The 16,275-nt window shown below is 52.8% G+C and carries 19 protein-coding genes; 6 read left to right on the forward strand and 13 right to left on the reverse strand.

The features are described from left to right. Positions 1–17 precede the first annotated feature (17 nt). From UNDKW_RS26145 to pabB, 5 genes are all read right to left on the reverse strand, one after another. Positions 18–821 carry an ABC transporter ATP-binding protein gene (locus UNDKW_RS26145; protein ID WP_162061145.1) on the reverse strand — a complete coding sequence of 268 codons (804 nt, stop codon included), beginning with the start codon at positions 819–821 and terminating at the stop codon, positions 18–20. Beyond that, positions 821–2,650, reverse strand: a complete 1,830-nt coding sequence (locus tag UNDKW_RS26150; protein WP_162061146.1) for an ATP-binding cassette domain-containing protein — start codon at positions 2,648–2,650, stop codon at positions 821–823. Before UNDKW_RS26150 ends, UNDKW_RS26145 begins: the two co-directional genes overlap by 1 nt. After that, positions 2,650–3,699 carry a branched-chain amino acid ABC transporter permease gene (locus UNDKW_RS26155; protein WP_162061147.1) on the reverse strand — a complete coding sequence of 350 codons (1,050 nt, stop codon included), beginning with the start codon at positions 3,697–3,699 and terminating at the stop codon, positions 2,650–2,652. Before UNDKW_RS26155 ends, UNDKW_RS26150 begins: the two co-directional genes overlap by 1 nt. A 264-nt stretch (positions 3,700–3,963) precedes the next feature. Next, complete coding sequence (locus UNDKW_RS26160) at positions 3,964–5,127, reverse strand: ABC transporter substrate-binding protein (RefSeq protein ID WP_162061148.1); 1,164 nt, start codon at positions 5,125–5,127, stop codon at positions 3,964–3,966. A 247-nt stretch (positions 5,128–5,374) separates the two neighbouring features. After that, a complete protein-coding gene (gene pabB / locus UNDKW_RS26165; RefSeq protein WP_232063120.1) occupies positions 5,375–7,255 on the reverse strand; it encodes an aminodeoxychorismate synthase component I in 1,881 nt (626 codons plus the stop codon). Positions 7,256–7,703: 448 nt separating this feature from the next. Here pabB and UNDKW_RS26170 point away from each other — a divergent pair, with 448 nt between their 5' ends. Further along, entirely contained in the window at positions 7,704–8,987 is a 1,284-nt protein-coding gene (locus UNDKW_RS26170; protein WP_162061149.1) for a sensor domain-containing diguanylate cyclase, read from the forward strand. A gap of 36 nt (positions 8,988–9,023) precedes the next feature. Here UNDKW_RS26170 and UNDKW_RS26175 read toward each other — a convergent pair whose 3' ends face one another. From UNDKW_RS26175 to argB, 5 genes are all read right to left on the reverse strand, one after another. Then, positions 9,024–9,467: a DUF962 domain-containing protein gene (locus UNDKW_RS26175; protein WP_162061150.1), complete on the reverse strand. Its 444-nt coding sequence runs from the start codon at positions 9,465–9,467 to the stop codon at positions 9,024–9,026. A 39-nt stretch (positions 9,468–9,506) separates the two neighbouring features. Continuing rightward, positions 9,507–10,280, reverse strand: coding sequence for a helix-turn-helix transcriptional regulator (locus tag UNDKW_RS26180; protein ID WP_162061151.1), 774 nt, complete (start codon positions 10,278–10,280; stop codon positions 9,507–9,509). An 81-nt stretch (positions 10,281–10,361) separates the two neighbouring features. After that, complete coding sequence (gene slmA, locus UNDKW_RS26185; RefSeq protein WP_162043761.1) at positions 10,362–10,937, reverse strand: nucleoid occlusion factor SlmA; 576 nt, start codon at positions 10,935–10,937, stop codon at positions 10,362–10,364. A gap of 121 nt (positions 10,938–11,058) precedes the next feature. Beyond that, the gene (locus tag UNDKW_RS26190; RefSeq protein ID WP_162061152.1) at positions 11,059–11,757 is read right to left on the reverse strand and encodes a pyrimidine 5'-nucleotidase; all 699 of its coding nucleotides are present in this window, start codon (positions 11,755–11,757) and stop codon (positions 11,059–11,061) included. 33 nt (positions 11,758–11,790) lie between these two features. Continuing rightward, positions 11,791–12,723: an acetylglutamate kinase gene (gene argB, locus UNDKW_RS26195; protein WP_232063121.1), complete on the reverse strand. Its 933-nt coding sequence runs from the start codon at positions 12,721–12,723 to the stop codon at positions 11,791–11,793. A gap of 100 nt (positions 12,724–12,823) precedes the next feature. Between argB and UNDKW_RS26200 the strand changes: the two genes are divergently transcribed. The 5 genes from UNDKW_RS26200 (at position 12,824) to UNDKW_RS26220 (ending at position 15,080) form a co-directional block, all read left to right on the forward strand. Further along, entirely contained in the window at positions 12,824–13,408 is a 585-nt protein-coding gene (locus UNDKW_RS26200; protein WP_162061153.1) for a sigma-70 family RNA polymerase sigma factor, read from the forward strand. Further along, positions 13,405–13,635, forward strand: a complete 231-nt coding sequence (locus tag UNDKW_RS26205) for a zf-HC2 domain-containing protein (RefSeq protein WP_162061154.1) — start codon at positions 13,405–13,407, stop codon at positions 13,633–13,635. The genes UNDKW_RS26200 and UNDKW_RS26205 overlap by 4 nt, the downstream gene beginning before the upstream one ends. After that, positions 13,632–13,853, forward strand: a complete 222-nt coding sequence (locus tag UNDKW_RS26210) for a cysteine-rich CWC family protein (protein WP_162061155.1) — start codon at positions 13,632–13,634, stop codon at positions 13,851–13,853. Before UNDKW_RS26205 ends, UNDKW_RS26210 begins: the two co-directional genes overlap by 4 nt. 81 nt (positions 13,854–13,934) lie before the next feature. Further along, positions 13,935–14,642 (forward strand): GTP cyclohydrolase I, encoded by a 708-nt coding sequence (gene folE / locus UNDKW_RS26215; protein ID WP_162061156.1) that lies wholly within the window; start codon positions 13,935–13,937, stop codon positions 14,640–14,642. A 12-nt stretch (positions 14,643–14,654) separates the two neighbouring features. After that, a complete protein-coding gene (locus tag UNDKW_RS26220; protein ID WP_162061157.1) occupies positions 14,655–15,080 on the forward strand; it encodes a BLUF domain-containing protein in 426 nt (141 codons plus the stop codon). Between the two features lie 23 nt (positions 15,081–15,103). Here UNDKW_RS26220 and UNDKW_RS30710 read toward each other — a convergent pair whose 3' ends face one another. Genes UNDKW_RS30710 through UNDKW_RS26230 form a run of 3 tightly spaced genes read right to left on the reverse strand, consistent with a single transcriptional unit; the run spans position 15,104 to position 16,245 of the window. Beyond that, positions 15,104–15,382, reverse strand: coding sequence for a DinB family protein (locus UNDKW_RS30710; protein WP_232063123.1), 279 nt, complete (start codon positions 15,380–15,382; stop codon positions 15,104–15,106). 28 nt (positions 15,383–15,410) lie between these two features. After that, positions 15,411–15,620 (reverse strand): hypothetical protein, encoded by a 210-nt coding sequence (locus UNDKW_RS30715; protein ID WP_232063124.1) that lies wholly within the window; start codon positions 15,618–15,620, stop codon positions 15,411–15,413. A gap of 28 nt (positions 15,621–15,648) precedes the next feature. Continuing rightward, positions 15,649–16,245, reverse strand: a complete 597-nt coding sequence (locus UNDKW_RS26230; RefSeq protein WP_162061158.1) for a LemA family protein — start codon at positions 16,243–16,245, stop codon at positions 15,649–15,651. Positions 16,246–16,275 lie beyond the last annotated feature (30 nt).

Genomic DNA, 16,275 nt, shown 5'->3' on the forward strand with positions numbered 1-16,275 from the left:
AGTCTAGCACGGCTAGCTCAATGATTCTTTTTGGCCAGACCCAGGTAGGTATCGATCACGCGCTGGTCATTGGCCAGTTCTGCGGCATCACCTTCAAGTGCGATCTGCCCGGTTTCCAGTACATAGGCATAGTCGGCCACTTGCAAGGCGGCGCGGGCATTTTGCTCTACCAGTAGAATCGCGACGCCGGTTTGCTTGAGACGCTGGATGATATGGAAAATCTCCTTGACGATCAGCGGTGCCAGGCCGAGGCTGGGTTCATCGAGCATCAGCAATTGCGGCTTGGCCATGAGGGCACGGCCTACTGCCAGCATCTGGCGTTCACCGCCTGACAAGGTCCCTGCTTCCTGGGTGCGTCTTTCTTTGAGTCGTGGGAACAGATCGAAGACGACATCGAGCTGGTCAGCATAATTTTTTTCACCGGCCTGGTAGCGGCGATAACTGCCCAGCAAAAGATTGTCTTCGACCTTCATGCTGGCGAACAGCTCGCGTTTTTCTGGCACCAGTGACATGCCCTGGGCAACACGGTTTTCTATACTGACGCTGGCGAGGTTTTTATCCGACAAAAGTATCTGGCCGCGCATGCTGCCACTGGCAGGCAGGGCACCGGCGATGGCATTAAGCATCGTCGATTTTCCCGCACCATTCGGGCCGATGACGGTAACGATTTGCCCGACACCGACACGTATATTGGCAGGCTGTAAAGCCTCGACCTTGCCATAGAATACTTGCAGGTCCTTGGTTTGCAATAAGGCCGGTTCAGACAAGGATGCCGTCGCCAGAATGACTGGCGTGGTGTCTGCAGAATTTGTAGTCGTCATCAATCTATCCCACCCAGATAAGCTTCCAGCACAGCCGGATGTTGTTGTACGTCTTGCGGCAAGCCTTCGGCAATCTTGGTGCCGAATTCCATGACCACCAGTTGATCCGTCAAATTCATGACGAAATCCATGTCATGTTCAACCAGCAGGATACTCATGCCTTCTGCCCGCAGTTTGCGCAAGAGCTCGGCCAGCTCCTGTTTTTCCTTATAACGCAAACCGGCGGCGGGTTCATCCAGCAACAGTAAACTAGGATCACAACACAAGGCTCTGGCGATTTCCAGTATGCGTTGCTGGCCCAGTGCCAGGCTGCCTGCTTCTTCATTGATCAGATGTGCCAAGCCTACCCGCTCAAGCTGATTTTTTGCCTCGGCCAACAGGGAATTTTCTACCTTGCTGTCACGGCGCAAGATGCTGGCGATGACTTCCATGACGTCACCACCCTTGGCGCGCAGATGCGCACCTATCGCGACGTTTTCGAGTACCGTCATGCTGGCCAGCAGGCGTACATGCTGGAAGCTGCGGCCTATGCCCAGCTTGACGATTTCACGCGAAGGCAGGTTGGCGATATCCTGCAATTTGCCATCACGGTAAAAACGCACGGCACCACTGGTCAAAGGCAAGACACCGGTGACCAGGTTGAACATCGTCGATTTGCCCGCACCATTCGGGCCTATCAGGCCGACGATCTGGCCTGCGCTGACAGTAAACTGCATGTCATTGACAGCAACCAGACCACCAAATTGCTTGCGCGCCTTGTCGATTTCCAGGATGACGGTATCGACTGGCGGTTTGGCACGTACTGGCAATACCGCTGCATCTGCTGCGACCTGTATGCCCTTATCTTCTGGCAACCATTTGGCAAACAGGCGCTTGCTCCAGCTGGCCAAATATGGCCAGACACCATCACGTGCGCGTTGCAGCAACAAGACCAGCAAGACACCGAACACGATGACTTCAAAATTACCATTCGCGCCCAGCAATGCAGGCAAGATGCTTTGCAGTTTGTCTTTCAGCAGCGTCAGCAGGGCTGAGCCCAACAAGGCACCCCAGACATGACCAGCACCGCCAACCACGGCCATGAACAGGTATTCAATACCGGCATTCAAGCCAAATGGTGTGGGATTAACGGCGCGTTGCAAATGCGCATACAGCCAGCCGGAAACGCTCGCCAGCATGGCAGCGATGACGAAGATGATGACCTTCATGCGTGCAGTATTGACACCCATGGCTTCTGCCATGACGCCACCACCTTTGAGTGCGCGTATGGCACGGCCAGGACGTGATTGCAGCAGATTTTGTACCGCAACTATCGCCAGCAACAATATCACCCAGATCAGGCCAAACATGCTGCGGCCTGTATCGAGTTTAAGTCCCACGATTTGTATCGGAGGTATGCCATTCAGGCCATCATATTTGCCGAGGAATTCCAGGTTACCAAACAGGAAAAACAGCGACAGACCCCAGGCAATAGTCCCCAGTGGCAGATAGTGGCCGGACAGGCGCATGGTAATCAGGCCTATCGCCAGTGCTGCCACCATGGTCAGCACCAGGCCTGCCAGCAAACCCAGCCACGGTGAATAACCGAGGGCCGTACTCAGATAAGCTGTCGAGTAAGCGCCGAGGCCAACAAAAGCTGCCTGGCCAAAAGAGGTCATGCCGCCTACCCCGGTCAGCAAGACCAGGCCCAGCGCGACGATCGCATACAGGCCTATATAGTTGGCAAGAGTGATCCAGAATTCAGGTACCGGCACCAGGGGGAACAGCAAGACCAGCGCAAGCAATATCCATTTACCGTGTCTGATGCCGTTGGTGAGGAGTGCTTTCATTATTCTTCATCCTCATCAGTATGTTTGCTGGAGAGTGAACGCCATAGCAAGACCGGGATAATCAGGGTAAATACGATAACCTCCTTATAGGCACTGGCCCAGAAAGATGAATACGATTCCAGCAAGCCCACCAGCAAGGCACCTGCTGCTGCCACCGGATAAGACACCAGACCACCGACGATGGCGCCAACGAAACCTTTGAGGCCGATCAAAAAGCCGCCGTCGTAATACACCGTGGTCATCGGGGCGATCAAGACACCGCACAATGCACCCATGGCCGCGGCAAGAGTAAATGCCAAGCGACCCGCCTGCGTGGTACCTATACCAACCAGTTGCGCACCGAGGCGATTGACAGCAGTAGCCCGCAAGGCCTTGCCGGACAGGCTGCGTTCAAAATAGAAATACAACGCAGCGATCAACAGAGCAGAAACAGCAATCACCACCAGACTCTGGCCAGATATCTGCATGGCACCAAGTTCAAAGCGGGCGTCACTGAAAGCGGTGGTGCGTGAACCCTCGGCACCGAACATGACCAGGCCCATGCCAGTCAACGCAAAGTGCACACCAACAGAAACGATGAGCAAGACCAGAGTACTGGCTTCTGCCAGAGGTTGGTAAGCCAGCCGGTAAATCATGGGCCCCATCGGCACGACTATCGTCAGTGCCAATAGGACCTGGGCGAACAAGGGCCATTCCTGCGCGTTGACATTGCGTGCCAGCAGCCAGACAGCCAGTGGAAACAGCAACAGCTTGCCAGCCGATAAAGCCAGGGCCTTGGCATTCACAGCTTGCTTGCTGCGCAGTTGCGCATAAATTTCCTTGCCCAGGCATAGCAAGCCAAAAGCGAGTAACAGGCTGGCAGAATGCGGGAACTTGCCAGACTGTATGGCAGCCAGACTGAGCGCACCAAAGGCGACAAATTCACCTTGCGGTATGAAGATAATCCGCGTGACGGAAAACACCAGCACCAGCGCCAATGCCAGCAAGGCATAGATGGCGCCACTGGTAATACCATCCTGAGCGAGGATGGCGGCAATTGAAAAATCCATGTAAACCTGACTTTCTTGCTTAGAACCTGTTTACGATCTGTAGCGAGCGGGCGTCAGCGAGGTCAGGGTAACAAAAGTGCAGCGCAAAAAGCGGAATGTACTTAAGTACATGAGCATTTTGAGCAACACATGATCCTCGCATAAACTCCTCTTGCGCACGCGCTAAAGATCGCAAACAGGTACTTACTAGTTCAAGCATGGCCCTCAGTACTTTGGGCCGAACAAAAAGGGAGCCGTAGCTCCCTTGATTACTTCATCAATACATCAGTTAGCCTGACCGATCAATTTCCATTTGCCATTGACGATTTGCACCATGACGCGGGAACGCTGGTCAAAACCAAGATGGTCAGTATCAGTCATATTGACGATGCCATGCGAGACTGGCAAGTTGACAGTATTTTCCAGAGCAGTACGCAAGGCAGCGCGGAATTCCTTGCTACCTGGCTGGGCTTTTTTCAAAGCGACCGTCGCGGCAGATTCCAGCAACAGACTAGCATCCCAGGCATGGCCACCAAAGGTGGAGACAGAACCTGCGCCATATTCTTTTTCATACGCTTTGACATAGCGCATGGCAGATTTTTTGACTGGATTATCATTGGACAATTGTTCAGCCACCAGCAGTGGGCCTGCTGGCAACCAGGTGCCTTCGCAATCCTTGCCGCAGACGCGCAGGAAGTCGTTATTGGCAACACCGTGGGTCTGGTAAATCTTGCCCTTGTAGCCGCGTTCTTTCAAGGTCTTTTGTGGCAGGGCTGCTGGTGTACCGGCACCGGCAATCAAGACTGCATCAGGATTGGTCGCCAGGATTTTGAGGATCTGGCCAGTGACTGAAGTATCACTGCGGGCAAAGCGCTCGTTAGCAACCACTTTGAGCTTGCGCAATTCAGCAATCTTGGAAAATTCTTTGTACCAGCCTTCGCCATAGGCATCGGCAAAGCCAATAAATGCAACAGTCTTGACGCCGGCATCGTTCATGTGACCGGTGATCGCCGTGGACATATGTGAATCATTTTGCGGCGTTTTGAATACCCAGTAACGCTTGGAATCAATAGGCGAAATAATCGCCGAAGATGCCGCCATCGAAATCATTGGCGTTTCATTTTCTGCTACCACATCGACCATGGCCAGGGAGTTAGGCGTGATGGTAGAACCGATGAGGATATCAACCTTGTCTTCGGCTATCAGCTTGCGGGCATTCTTGACAGCGGTCGTGGTATCAGAGGCGTCATCCAGTACGATGTATTCCACTTTCTTGCCGGCGATTTCCTTGGGCAGCAGGGCGAAGGTATTTTTTTCAGGGATGCCCAAAGAAGCTGCGGGGCCGGTGGCCGACACATTGACGCCAACCTTGATCTGCGCATAAGCATTTGTTGCCAGTACCAGCGATAACATGGCGGGCAAGGCCGCCAGTAAAAACCGTTTCTTCATGGGTAGTCTCCTGTTTTGCGATTATCTGCAATATTAATCATTACCAAACAATATGAATAAGAATGCAATTTGCCGACCGCTTGGTCGGTTAATTTTTTTCCAGTGTAACCTTTCCTTCGTGCAGGCACAATATTTAAGCTGGATCAATTTTCCAGACCAAATTTGTGAGCGGAATTTATCTTTATACTTCAGATAGGCAAGTCATGTCAGCTTTCTTGCCAGCAAAACAAGTCTTGCATGCACTTAGTTAATCCATTTTAATCAAATCAACAACAAAAGCACCACGCAGGGAATTGCACAACATGATTTGCTCTGCGGCCTGCAGGTCTGGCAGCGTCAGGACTTGCTCAGTCAGTTGATAACGCCTGTCTTCCAGCAATATCGCCCGCATGATGCCGGGCAAGACACCATCTTCGAGTGGCGGTGTCAGCCATTTGCCATTGAGTTTCAGCAAGACTGTACTGCGCCCGCCTTCGGTCAAATGCCCTTTTTCGTTAAAAAACAACATATCAAATGCGCCCTGTTGCTCTGCTGCCTGCCAGGCCTGGTCATATTGCTGGCGCAAACTGCTCTTATGGCGCAGGAACAGATTGCGGCTATCACTGGCAGTTGTCGCCAGCATGACCTTGGGCTGTTCTGGCATGCTGGTCAGTAGCGCTGTTCGCACCTCAAGTTTGCCATCCGGCTTCAGTGCCAGGCGCAACCTGTGTGGCAGGCTGGCAGGCAGGGCATCGCATGTTTGCTGCAATGCCAGTCTGATCTGCTGCTGGTCCCAGACAAAGCCAAAATACTGTGCCGATGCCTGCAGGCGCTGCAGATGCCGTGATTGATGGCGACAACCTTCTTCCTGTGTTGCGTACATGGTTTCAAACAGTTCAAACTGAGGTGGCAGTCCGGTCAGGAAACGTGCCTTTAAATGGCATTCTGCATATTCGTCCTGAGCCACACTGTCATATACGATGCCAGCGCCTACTCCCAGTACACCACGGCGCAAGACTGGCTCGGCATTATTAACAGGGGCTTGCAGTTGCAGAGTGCGTATAGGTACAGACAGGCAAAAATCGCCCATTTCGCCTGGCTGTGCCGGTGGATCGAACCAGCCTATGGCACCGGTATACAAGCCACGCGGCTCTGTCTCCAGTTCACGGATGATCTGCATGGTGCGGTGCTTGGGTGCGCCGGTAATCGAGCCACAGGGAAACAAGGCCGTCAGTATCTGTTCCAGATTCAGGTCTTGCTGCAAATCGGCTTCAACAGTAGAAGTCATTTGCAGCACGCTGGAAAAGCGCTTGACCTCAAATAATTTGGGTACCCTGACCGTGCCGGTTTTGGCGATGCGCCCGAGGTCGTTACGCAGCAAATCAACGATCATGAGATTTTCTGCGCGGTTCTTGCTGTCGGCAGCAAGTTCTGCCGCCAGACGCTGGTCTTGCTCTGCATCGCCAGTTGCCGCTGCCGTGCCCTTCATGGGGCGGGCAAGCAATTTACCCTGTTGCTGGCGCACGAATAATTCTGGTGACAACGAAACGACTGCCTCGCCATCAGGCAAGCAGATCAGCGCACCGTAAGGCACGGGCTGGCGCTGGCGCAAGCGGCTGTAGAGTGCGGCGGGTGGGCCGTAGCTGTCAAAATGCAGACGGTATGTGTAGTTGACCTGGTAAGTATCACCCGCAGCGATATATTCCCTGACCCTGGCTATGCCACCTTCAAACTGACTGGCATCGACACTGGGCTGTATACCTGCGATTCCGGCAATGGTGTTCGGTGCTTCTTGTGCCTGTAAAAAACCAGTGACTTGCTGGCTATCCAGAATATGGCATTGCCGGAACAGGAGTATGCGTGACACAGCCGCTGTAGGGTGTTCAACATGTTCACTAATGCCTTGCAATTGCGCGCCGCTTTCATACGACAGCAATGCCAGCGCAAAACTGCCCTGTTGCAAAGCCTGCTCTGCATCACGCCATAAGGCTGGCCACTGTTGCGCCGTGTTGCATGTCAATACGGCCTGCAGGTCATGGTAGTAGCGCGATTGTGCCTGCTCTGCGTGAGCATCATCAAGCAGGGCAAAGCATTCCCAGGCCCGGGGCAGAGGAAATGGCAGGACAGGATTGTTGGAAAAATCTGACACGCGGATTCAAGCTAACATAAAGATGTGCCGCAGTTTACCCGCAGATGCCTGCTTCTGCATAAAGCGATGCAAAAAGACGCCAATCAATAGAGAAGTATAGAACTCATTTCATCAATAAGGATGAGATGCGTTTGCCTTATAACGCAGTCCAGCGCGCGTTATGAGGCCAACCCTCCGGAAACTGACGATTTGGGCGCATTGCAGCGTTGCGCCCTTTGCTAAGGCAGGAGCCTTAGCTGCACAGGGTACACACCTTACGCCTTGCACTGCATCCCAAATCGTCTTGTTCGCACTCCCCCTTATTGATGAAATGAGTTCTGGTGCCATGGCACTTTTTTATGACATGATTCTGGCACATAGGTATAGTCGCTGGTATTCACTACAGCCAGTATTTTCCACGGGGCAATTCGCAATTTTTCTCATGCATAACACTTATTTCAGGTTACCAATGGCAAAACGCATCTTTCGCAAGAATTTGCAGGCAATCGCGCTGGCGATGCTGGCTGCCTTGATCCTGGGATTGATACTGTCTGCTTATCTGTTGCAAAGAAACTTGCGTGCAGAAGCCCTGTATAAATCTGACACTCTTGCCAGCAATATGGCAGACGCGATGATCGCCAATGATATGCGGCAATTGCAAAGCCTGTTGCTGAATGCCACCAATACGCCAGACATGCAGACTGCGAATGTCTATGACAGCCATGGCCAGCCCATACTGGCCTGGAACCCGCAGGGCCAGTTGATCAAGACCAGTGGCGTAGAAGCCACAACCTTGCTGCGGCGGCATGTGGTGGAATATCACCCGGGCAATTTCAGTGCCATTAGCCCGGTGCTGAGTGGCACCACGGTGATAGGTCAGGTGCAGTTGCAAATCAGTACCTGGCCGCTGTACCAGCACATCCTGTTGTTCTTGCTGATCGCCAGTTTCCTGTTTGTGTTTACCACTGCACTTGCAGCTTACTGGCTAACGAATAAGCAATTGCGCTCCGTGCAACCCATCATGGAATTAAGCGTGATAGCTGAAAAAGTGGCAACGCTGGGTGATTACAGCCTGCGCGCACCACAAGACCCTGAGCATGAACTGGGCAGCCTGAACATGCATTTCAATCTCATGCTGGCAAGGATGGAAGCCTGGGAAAACGATATGCAAAGCGAGGCCAAGGAAAGGCGCGAAGCAGACAGCCGCCTGGCCATTTTGAACAACCATGACAGCCTGACCAAGCTGCCGAACCGCCACTATTTCCACCGGCTGCTCAGCAACTGCCTCGAAGATGCAGTTGCCAATGAAGAAATGGCAGCCCTGATGTTTATCGACCTCGACCACTTCAAGGGTCTCAGCGAAAGTTTTGGCTATGATGCCGGTGACCTGATTCTGGCGACCATGGCCAACCGCCTGTGTGGTGTCTTGCGCAGTACCGATACGCTATGCCGTGTCGATGGCGATGAATTTGCCGCCATCATGCCCAATGTGGGCAGTCTGGAAGTGGTAGAACAACTGGCAGACCGGCTGGTCAAGGCCATCAACCAGCCCATGACCTTGCGCGGCCAGCAAATATTGCTGAGCGCCAGTGTGGGCGTAGCCTGCTGTCCCCTGCATGCCAAAGAGCAGCGGCTATTTTTGCATCATGCTGATATTGCACTGAAAGCCGCCAAGGCCGCTGGCCGCAATACCTGGCGTCTGTATAGCAAAGACTTGCCCAAGACTTCTCAGGCAGTGCAACTCAGCATCTGATGCTCATCCGATGCTGCATTGATGCTGATCGGATGCTCAATACGCGATATGCAGGCGACGGTATAAAAAACTGAGTACAAACAAGGGGCCTATCAGCAAATAGCGCAGGTCATCAAAGAAAGATGGTTTCTTGCCCTCTATCTTGTGGCCGATGAACTGGCCTATCCAGGCGACAACAAAAATACCGAGTGAAATTTGCCACATCAGGTGTTGTGGCAATTGCGAGAGTATCCACAGCATAGTGCCCGACATTCCCAGCATGCCCACAGCAAACGGCACCGAGAGTGTGGTGTAATAAATCAGCGAGATGACAGTAACAGCAAGTGCTGCCATAGGATGCACAGCCCAGATCAGGCCAAGGAAGGACAACACGATCACGGGTACACAGACAAAGTGGATCAGTTCATTGGTCGGGTGCAGATGGCTTTCACTGTATTTCGCCAGCAGTTGCTCTATCTGTCTTTGGTTTGTTTGTTGCATGAGGGTCTCCCGGATATTGTTATACCCCAGAGTAATCCATCAAATGACATCCTGCTTGAACGCAATCGCCATCCTGTGCAATTCTGAAGGTGCCACCCCCATCATGCTGCGAAAGGTACGACTCATGTGTGCCAGGTCGGCAAAGCCGGACGCATGGGCAGCCGCTGTCATGTTATTGCCCTGCGCAACTGCCGCTACCGCATCCACCATGCGCGACCATAGCAGATAGCGTGACAAGGACATGCCGGTTTGCTGGCGGAACAGATGGGTAAAGCGGCTTTCTGAGAGATGCACGAGTCTGGCCAGGCTCTCACCACTACAATCTGCGCCGTGGCTGGCGGCTATTGCATCCAGCGCAGCCAGGATGCGGCTATCGAGCGAGGTACTAACCTGGCTTTGCGGCAAGGCACAGGCTTGCCAGACTTGGCGTATCTGCAGGGCTGCTGCGATGTCCAGTGATTGATGACGGTTGTCGGCCAGACTGGCGGCCAGTGCCTTAAATTCCGGTGCAGACCCGAATCCCGCCTGCAAATCCGTCCCACCCCACTTCACGGCCTCCGGCATTTCCAGGAACAGATGCGCCAGCACGCCGCCGTCACTATCTATCTGATGGGCATCATGCGGCGCAAAACTGGCGCTGCGGGTTTCTGTCCAGTCATGCTCTGCCTGCAGGCGGGCACGGAATGGCCGCTCCAGACCATAAGTCAGTTGCAGTGCAAAATGAGTATGCAGGGACGAGTCTATGCCGGGTGACACCACCAGGGCGGCGCCACGCCATAAAAATAAACGTCCGGGTTGCTGGGGCAGCTTCATCAGTGGCTGTCAAAATCCTGTGTGAACAAAACTCGGACTATGATGCGTCAGCTAGCGATGAAGTGCAATCGGGTCTGAAGATTAGCGCAACAGCAAGGCTACATGCATGGCAGCCTGCTCGGTTGGCAGCAATTTGAAACCGGTCTTGGCAAAACGCAGCCAGCGGCCCATGACAAAGCTGCACAAGAGGCTGGCACGTGCCTGCGCCTCTTCTTCGGCAAAATGACCCTGGCTGGCTGCCAGGCGCAAAGACTGGCGGAAAGCCATTTCCAGTCTTTCTGCCAGTTGGTTCATGCGCAATTGCAGGCGTTCATCTTCATTCACCAGGGCGTCACCAATCAGCACGCGGGTCATGCCAGGATTGCGCTCGGCAAAATTGAGCAGCATCATGATGATGGACTGGGCTTGGACCATGCCATCTTCCTGGCTTTCATTGATCTGGTTGATGAGGCCAAAGATGGAAGACTCGATGAATTCAATCAGACCCTCAAACATCTGCGCCTTGCTGGCGAAATGACGGTACAGCGCGGCCTCAGACACGGCTACTTTGGCAGCCAAGGCAGCGGTCGTGACCTTTTCACCTTTGGGATGCTCAAGCATCGCCGCCAGCGTCTGGAGTATCTGTAATTTACGTTCGCCGGGTTTGGTGCTGGCCATAGGTGTCAAATAAGTGAATTCAAAAAAGGAGAGCAGACAATTCAGCCGCGCCGGGGCGAGATTCTAAAGACCAGCCGCCCAGTACGCAATCCCCCTTCACATTTTGCTACACTGCCTGAGCTCAGGCGCGCAGACGATGGATGTGGCGGGCGAGTTGTATGACGGATTTTACTTTGACGTCGGCACAGGCAGCAGCTCTTTTACGGTGATGGACAGGAGTATAGCCTGTGACCCAGGCGGTGCGCAGACCTTCTTGCTTTGCAGCAAGCAAATTCTCTACACTATCTTCCACCAGGATACAGTCTCTTGCCTGTTTGCCATAAGTCGCCAGTAACTTGCGCAAATAGGAACGCGAAGGCTTGGGTTGCAATTGCCCATGCACGCGCATGGCCTCAACCGGGATATGCGCATCAAAATGCTTGTGCAAACCCATGTGCCTGAGTACTCGCCCCGAGTACACGCGCGGCGCATTGGTCAGCAAAATCTTTTTACCCGGCAAGCGGCGCAGCAGCTTCTTCAAACCACGCTCGTACCTGATCATGCTAATGAGGTCATCGAAATGATGCACCTCGTGCAAAAATTCATCTGCCCTGACGCCGTGGTGCCTGACCATGCCGAGCATGGTGACGCCATAGCGCGCATAGTATTGCTGACGGATGGCATTCACCCGCTCGGCATCTGCCGGCTTGCCATCTTCCCCCAGCACCCGCGCCAGGAAGGCATTCATGTTCTGGCTGATGACAGGGAAAATCGCATGTGAAGCATTGTGCAGCGTATTGTCCAGGTCAAACAGCCACAAGGGCTCGGGGCGCCTACGCATGAGGCAGGCGCTCCACCAGCTGATATTGATTCATCAATGGCTGCGTATCATGGTACCGAAGGCTTGTTCGGTCAACACTTCCAGCAACAAGGAATGTTCGATACGGCCATCAATGATATGTACGGTATTCACACCGGACTTGGCAGCATCGAGTGCGGATGAAATTTTTGGCAACATGCCGCCAGAGATGGTGCCGTCAGCGAACATTTCATCAATCTCGCGTGCCGACAAATCAGTCACCAGATTGCCCTGTTTGTCGAGCACACCCGGGATATTCGTCATCATGATGAGCTTTTCAGCCTTCAGAATTTCAGCAATCTTGCCTGCCACCAGATCGGCATTGATGTTGTAAGCCTGACCATCTTCACCAAAGCCTATAGGGGAAATGATAGGGATGAAGGCATCATCCTGCAGGGCTTTAACAACCGCAGGGTTGATGGCATCAATTTCACCCACATAACCGATGTCGAGCATGGCACCCGGATTTTCACGGTCAGGCATCATCATCTTGCGGGCGCGGATCAGGCCGCCGTCTTTACCGGTCAGACCTACCGCCTGACCACCGTAGTGGTTGATCAGCATGACGATATCCTGCTGGACTTCACCACCGAGTACCCATTCAACGACTTCCATGGTTTCTTCGTCGGTGATGCGCATGCCCTGGATGAAAGTACCCTGCTTGCCCATTTTCTTGAGCGCATTATCAATTTGCGGGCCGCCGCCATGCACCACGACCGGGTTCATGCCTACCAGTTTGAGCAAAATGACATCACGGGCAAAACCGTGCTTCAGGCGTTCTTCTGTCATGGCATTGCCGCCGTATTTGACGACGATGGTTTTGCCATGGAACTTACGGATATAAGGCAGGGCCTCCGCGAGAATTTCCGCCTTGATGGCTGGTTCCACGCCTGCCAACCGGTCTTCCGGTGCAAGTTCTTCTGTCGTGTTTGCGTTCAAATCGCTCATAATGACGGTATATCCTGAAGGTATGATAGTGGGTTATTTCATCAAGCCTGAATTTTACAGGATTTGAGCCCAAAGCTTTTCCAATTCAGTCAGCAGATTTATGACATCGATTACAGATTTACATCAACAACTGGAAAACCTGCGCCCTGGCCTGTATCGCTTTGCACAATTGCAACTGCGCAATGAGTGTGCGGCGGAAGATGCCGTGCAGGAAACCTTACTGGCGGTACTGGAAAAACCGGACAGTTTTGCCGGTAATTCTTCGCTGCGCACCTATGTGACAGGCATTTTGAAATTCAAGATCATCGACCACCTGCGCGCCCTGAAAAAAGAAAAGCCGCTGGAAATCAAGGATGATGAATCAGAAGACGATTTGATAGACAGTTTATTTAATGCCAACGGCCACGTGATAGGTATGCCTACTGCCTGGGGTGCGCCTGAAGCAACATTGCAACAAAAAGATTTTTTTCGCGTGCTCGAAGTCTGCCTGGAAAACCTGCCTGCCAAAACTGCCCGAGTATTCATGATGCGTGAGTGGCTGGAACTGGAAACCGAAGAAATTTGTAAGGAATTGGAGTTGAGTACGTCTAATCTATGGGTGGTGCTCTATCGTGCGAGATTACGCCTGCGTGAATGCCTGGACCTGAACTGGTTTGGCAGGGTGTCATCAGGAGAAAAAATATGAGTGTCTTTATTGTTTGCAAACAAGCACATCAGCTTATTTCTGAGGGTTTGGACCGCCCGCTCAGCCTGTCTGAGCGCAGCCAGTTAAAAATGCACCTGGCAATTTGCCGCGCCTGTACCGGCTTTAATGGGCAAATGTCATTCTTGCGCAAGGCCATGAAAAAGACTGCCAGTGAAGGCTTGCCAGCAGAAACCGATAATGCGGATGGCAAAGGTAGCACGACATGAGTGTGTGTCCTCAATGTCAGGCTGTGTTTACATGCGCAATGGCAGATAATACTGGCCAGGCCTGCTGGTGCACTGCCCTGCCACCGATTGCCTTTAAAAAACTGCCAGATGGTGTATTGAAGATGGATGCGAGTTGCTTTTGCCCGCATTGCCTGCCGCATTGGAAGGCAGAACGCGAAGCCGAATACCAGCGTGACAATGTACAGCCTGAGGCTTAGGCAACAATGCATGGACAAGCCACCCGCAACACCAATTTGACAATTCAGTTACCATAGACTTTTTACATCCCGGTTTTCAGCATGTCTAACGATACGCCCTTAGCTTATAAAGCTGTCAATATCCCTGTCTCGCAGCGCATACGTGAACGCATCACGGCCAGCAAGACGCGTTTTCACGCGAATGACAACATCGCCCGTTTCATCGAAGCTGGCGAGTTGGATGAACTGCAGGCAGAAGTCGAGGAAAAACTGCGTGCCGTGCTGGAAAGCCTGGTCATCGATACCGAGAGTGACCATAACACCCAGGATACAGGCCGCCGCGTCGCCAAGATGTTCATACAGGAAGTCTTCAAGGGCCGTTATGTCCCTATGCCTGCGGTCACCGAATTCCCGAATGCCTCGCACCTGAACGAGTTGATGATCATAGGCCCTATCACGGTACGTAGCGCCTGCTCACATCATCTGTGCCCGATTATTGGCAAGGTCTGGATAGGTGTCATGCCGAATGAACATTCGAACCTGATCGGCCTGTCGAAATATGCGCGCATTGCTGAATGGGTCATGAGCCGTCCGCAGATACAGGAAGAAGCGGTCGTACAACTGGCCGATACCCTGCAAGAAAAAATGCAACCAGATGGCCTGGCAGTCGTCATGGAAGCCGACCACTTTTGCATGCATTGGCGTGGCGTGAAAGACATGGATACTGCCATGATTAATAGTGTGATGCACGGCTCCTTTTTGAAGGATGCAAACCTGCGCCGTGAATTCTTATCCCTGATCAAACGCTAACCAGGACTTGCCATGCTAGTACGCTTACTTTACGCCAGCCGCGTCGTCGATGAAAAAATGTGCGACATCGTGCAATCCATCGTCAGCCAGTCCCGTCAGCATAATCCGCAGCACGGTATCACCGGTGTGCTCTGCCACAGCGACCAGGTCTTCATGCAGGTGCTGGAAGGTGGCCGCGAAGCTGTCAATACCCTGTACAGCCACATTTTGCGTGACGAGCGTCATACTGACGTGATTCTGCTCGATTATGAAGAAATACTGGAACGCCGCTATGCAGGCTGGACCATGGGTCAGGCGAACATGGGCAAGATCAATCCTTCAATTTTGCTGAAATATTCACCCTTGCCGGTACTGGATCCTCACCGCATGTCAGGCAAGATATTGCTGGCCCTGATCGATGAACTAATGGCGACTGCGTCTATCGTTGGACGCACCTGATCCAGATGTGCCCCAGCCCCGGTTTATAAATGATGAAGGCGCCGCTCAGGTTCATGCCTGTGCAAGAACTTTGTGAGGGAATCGGGCGGAGAACTGATGCCCATATCTTCCAGAATCTGCCCCACGCAACCACGGTGATAACCACCGTGGGTAATCACATGCAGCAACATCTCTTCGCATGACATGGTGCCCTTGTCGCCGTCAGTAAAGCTAAATTGCAGGCGCTGTTTCAGACGCTCGGTGCTGAGCCCGGATACAAAATCGAGGTACCAGTTATCGGTCGCACTGACGATCTCGCGCAATGCAGATAAGTCCGGTATTGTTTCGGAATTAGTCGCTGTAAAACCAGCAGCCCCCCGTTCCGCTCAGATGCCCCTTGAATATCCTGTCCACGACGTTGACATGATCCAGCGTGTGCAACATGGCCTGGAATTGATCAGGGTGTCGCTGGACATCAAATCTGGCAAGGGCGGCGTGCATTTCCACATTGGCATTGGCCCAGGCCTTGTAACTGAAGAGTGAAACAAGAATACTATCCACAGTCGCGGATCTCCTTTGTTACTGGTCACTACACAGATGCAACAGCAAGCTGCGCTACCAGCCCGCCATCGGATTCTGTCACCTGCATTAATTCTGCCGCATGAAAACCGAAGATATTGGCAATGGCAGGGCCGGGGAAATGCTCCATGCTCTGGTTATATTGCACCACGCAATCGTTGTAGGCCTGACGGGCGAAGATGAGCTTGTTTTCAGCATCATTCAATGCCGTGCTCAGTCTCTGCATGTTTTCATTGGCTTGTAAATCGGGGCAGGTTTCGGCAATCGCGAACATCCTGCCTAATGTCACGGTCAGTCTATCTTCCGTCGCGGCCAAATGCAGTATCGCAATGCCAACCAGGGGATGAATACAAGCCATGGCATTGGCCGATACAGCCTCATTGAGCGCGGTGATGATGGCCTCTAGCGCTTCGCGCTCATGCTTCATATAGCCTTTGGCAATCTCCACCAGGTTGGGTATCAGTTCATAGCGGCGCTTGAACTGTATATCCATTTGTGAAAATGCATATTTAATGCGCCTGCGTGAATTCAGCAGGCGTTTTTGTATGCCCAGCACCCAGAATGCCAGTATTGCGAAGATGACCGCCAACACGATCATTGCAATCATGATGTCTCCAGAAAAAACAAGACCGGCAAA

It is taken from the genome of Undibacterium sp. KW1 (assembly GCF_009937955.1).
In the GTDB taxonomy this organism is placed as follows: domain Bacteria; phylum Pseudomonadota; class Gammaproteobacteria; order Burkholderiales; family Burkholderiaceae_D; genus Undibacterium.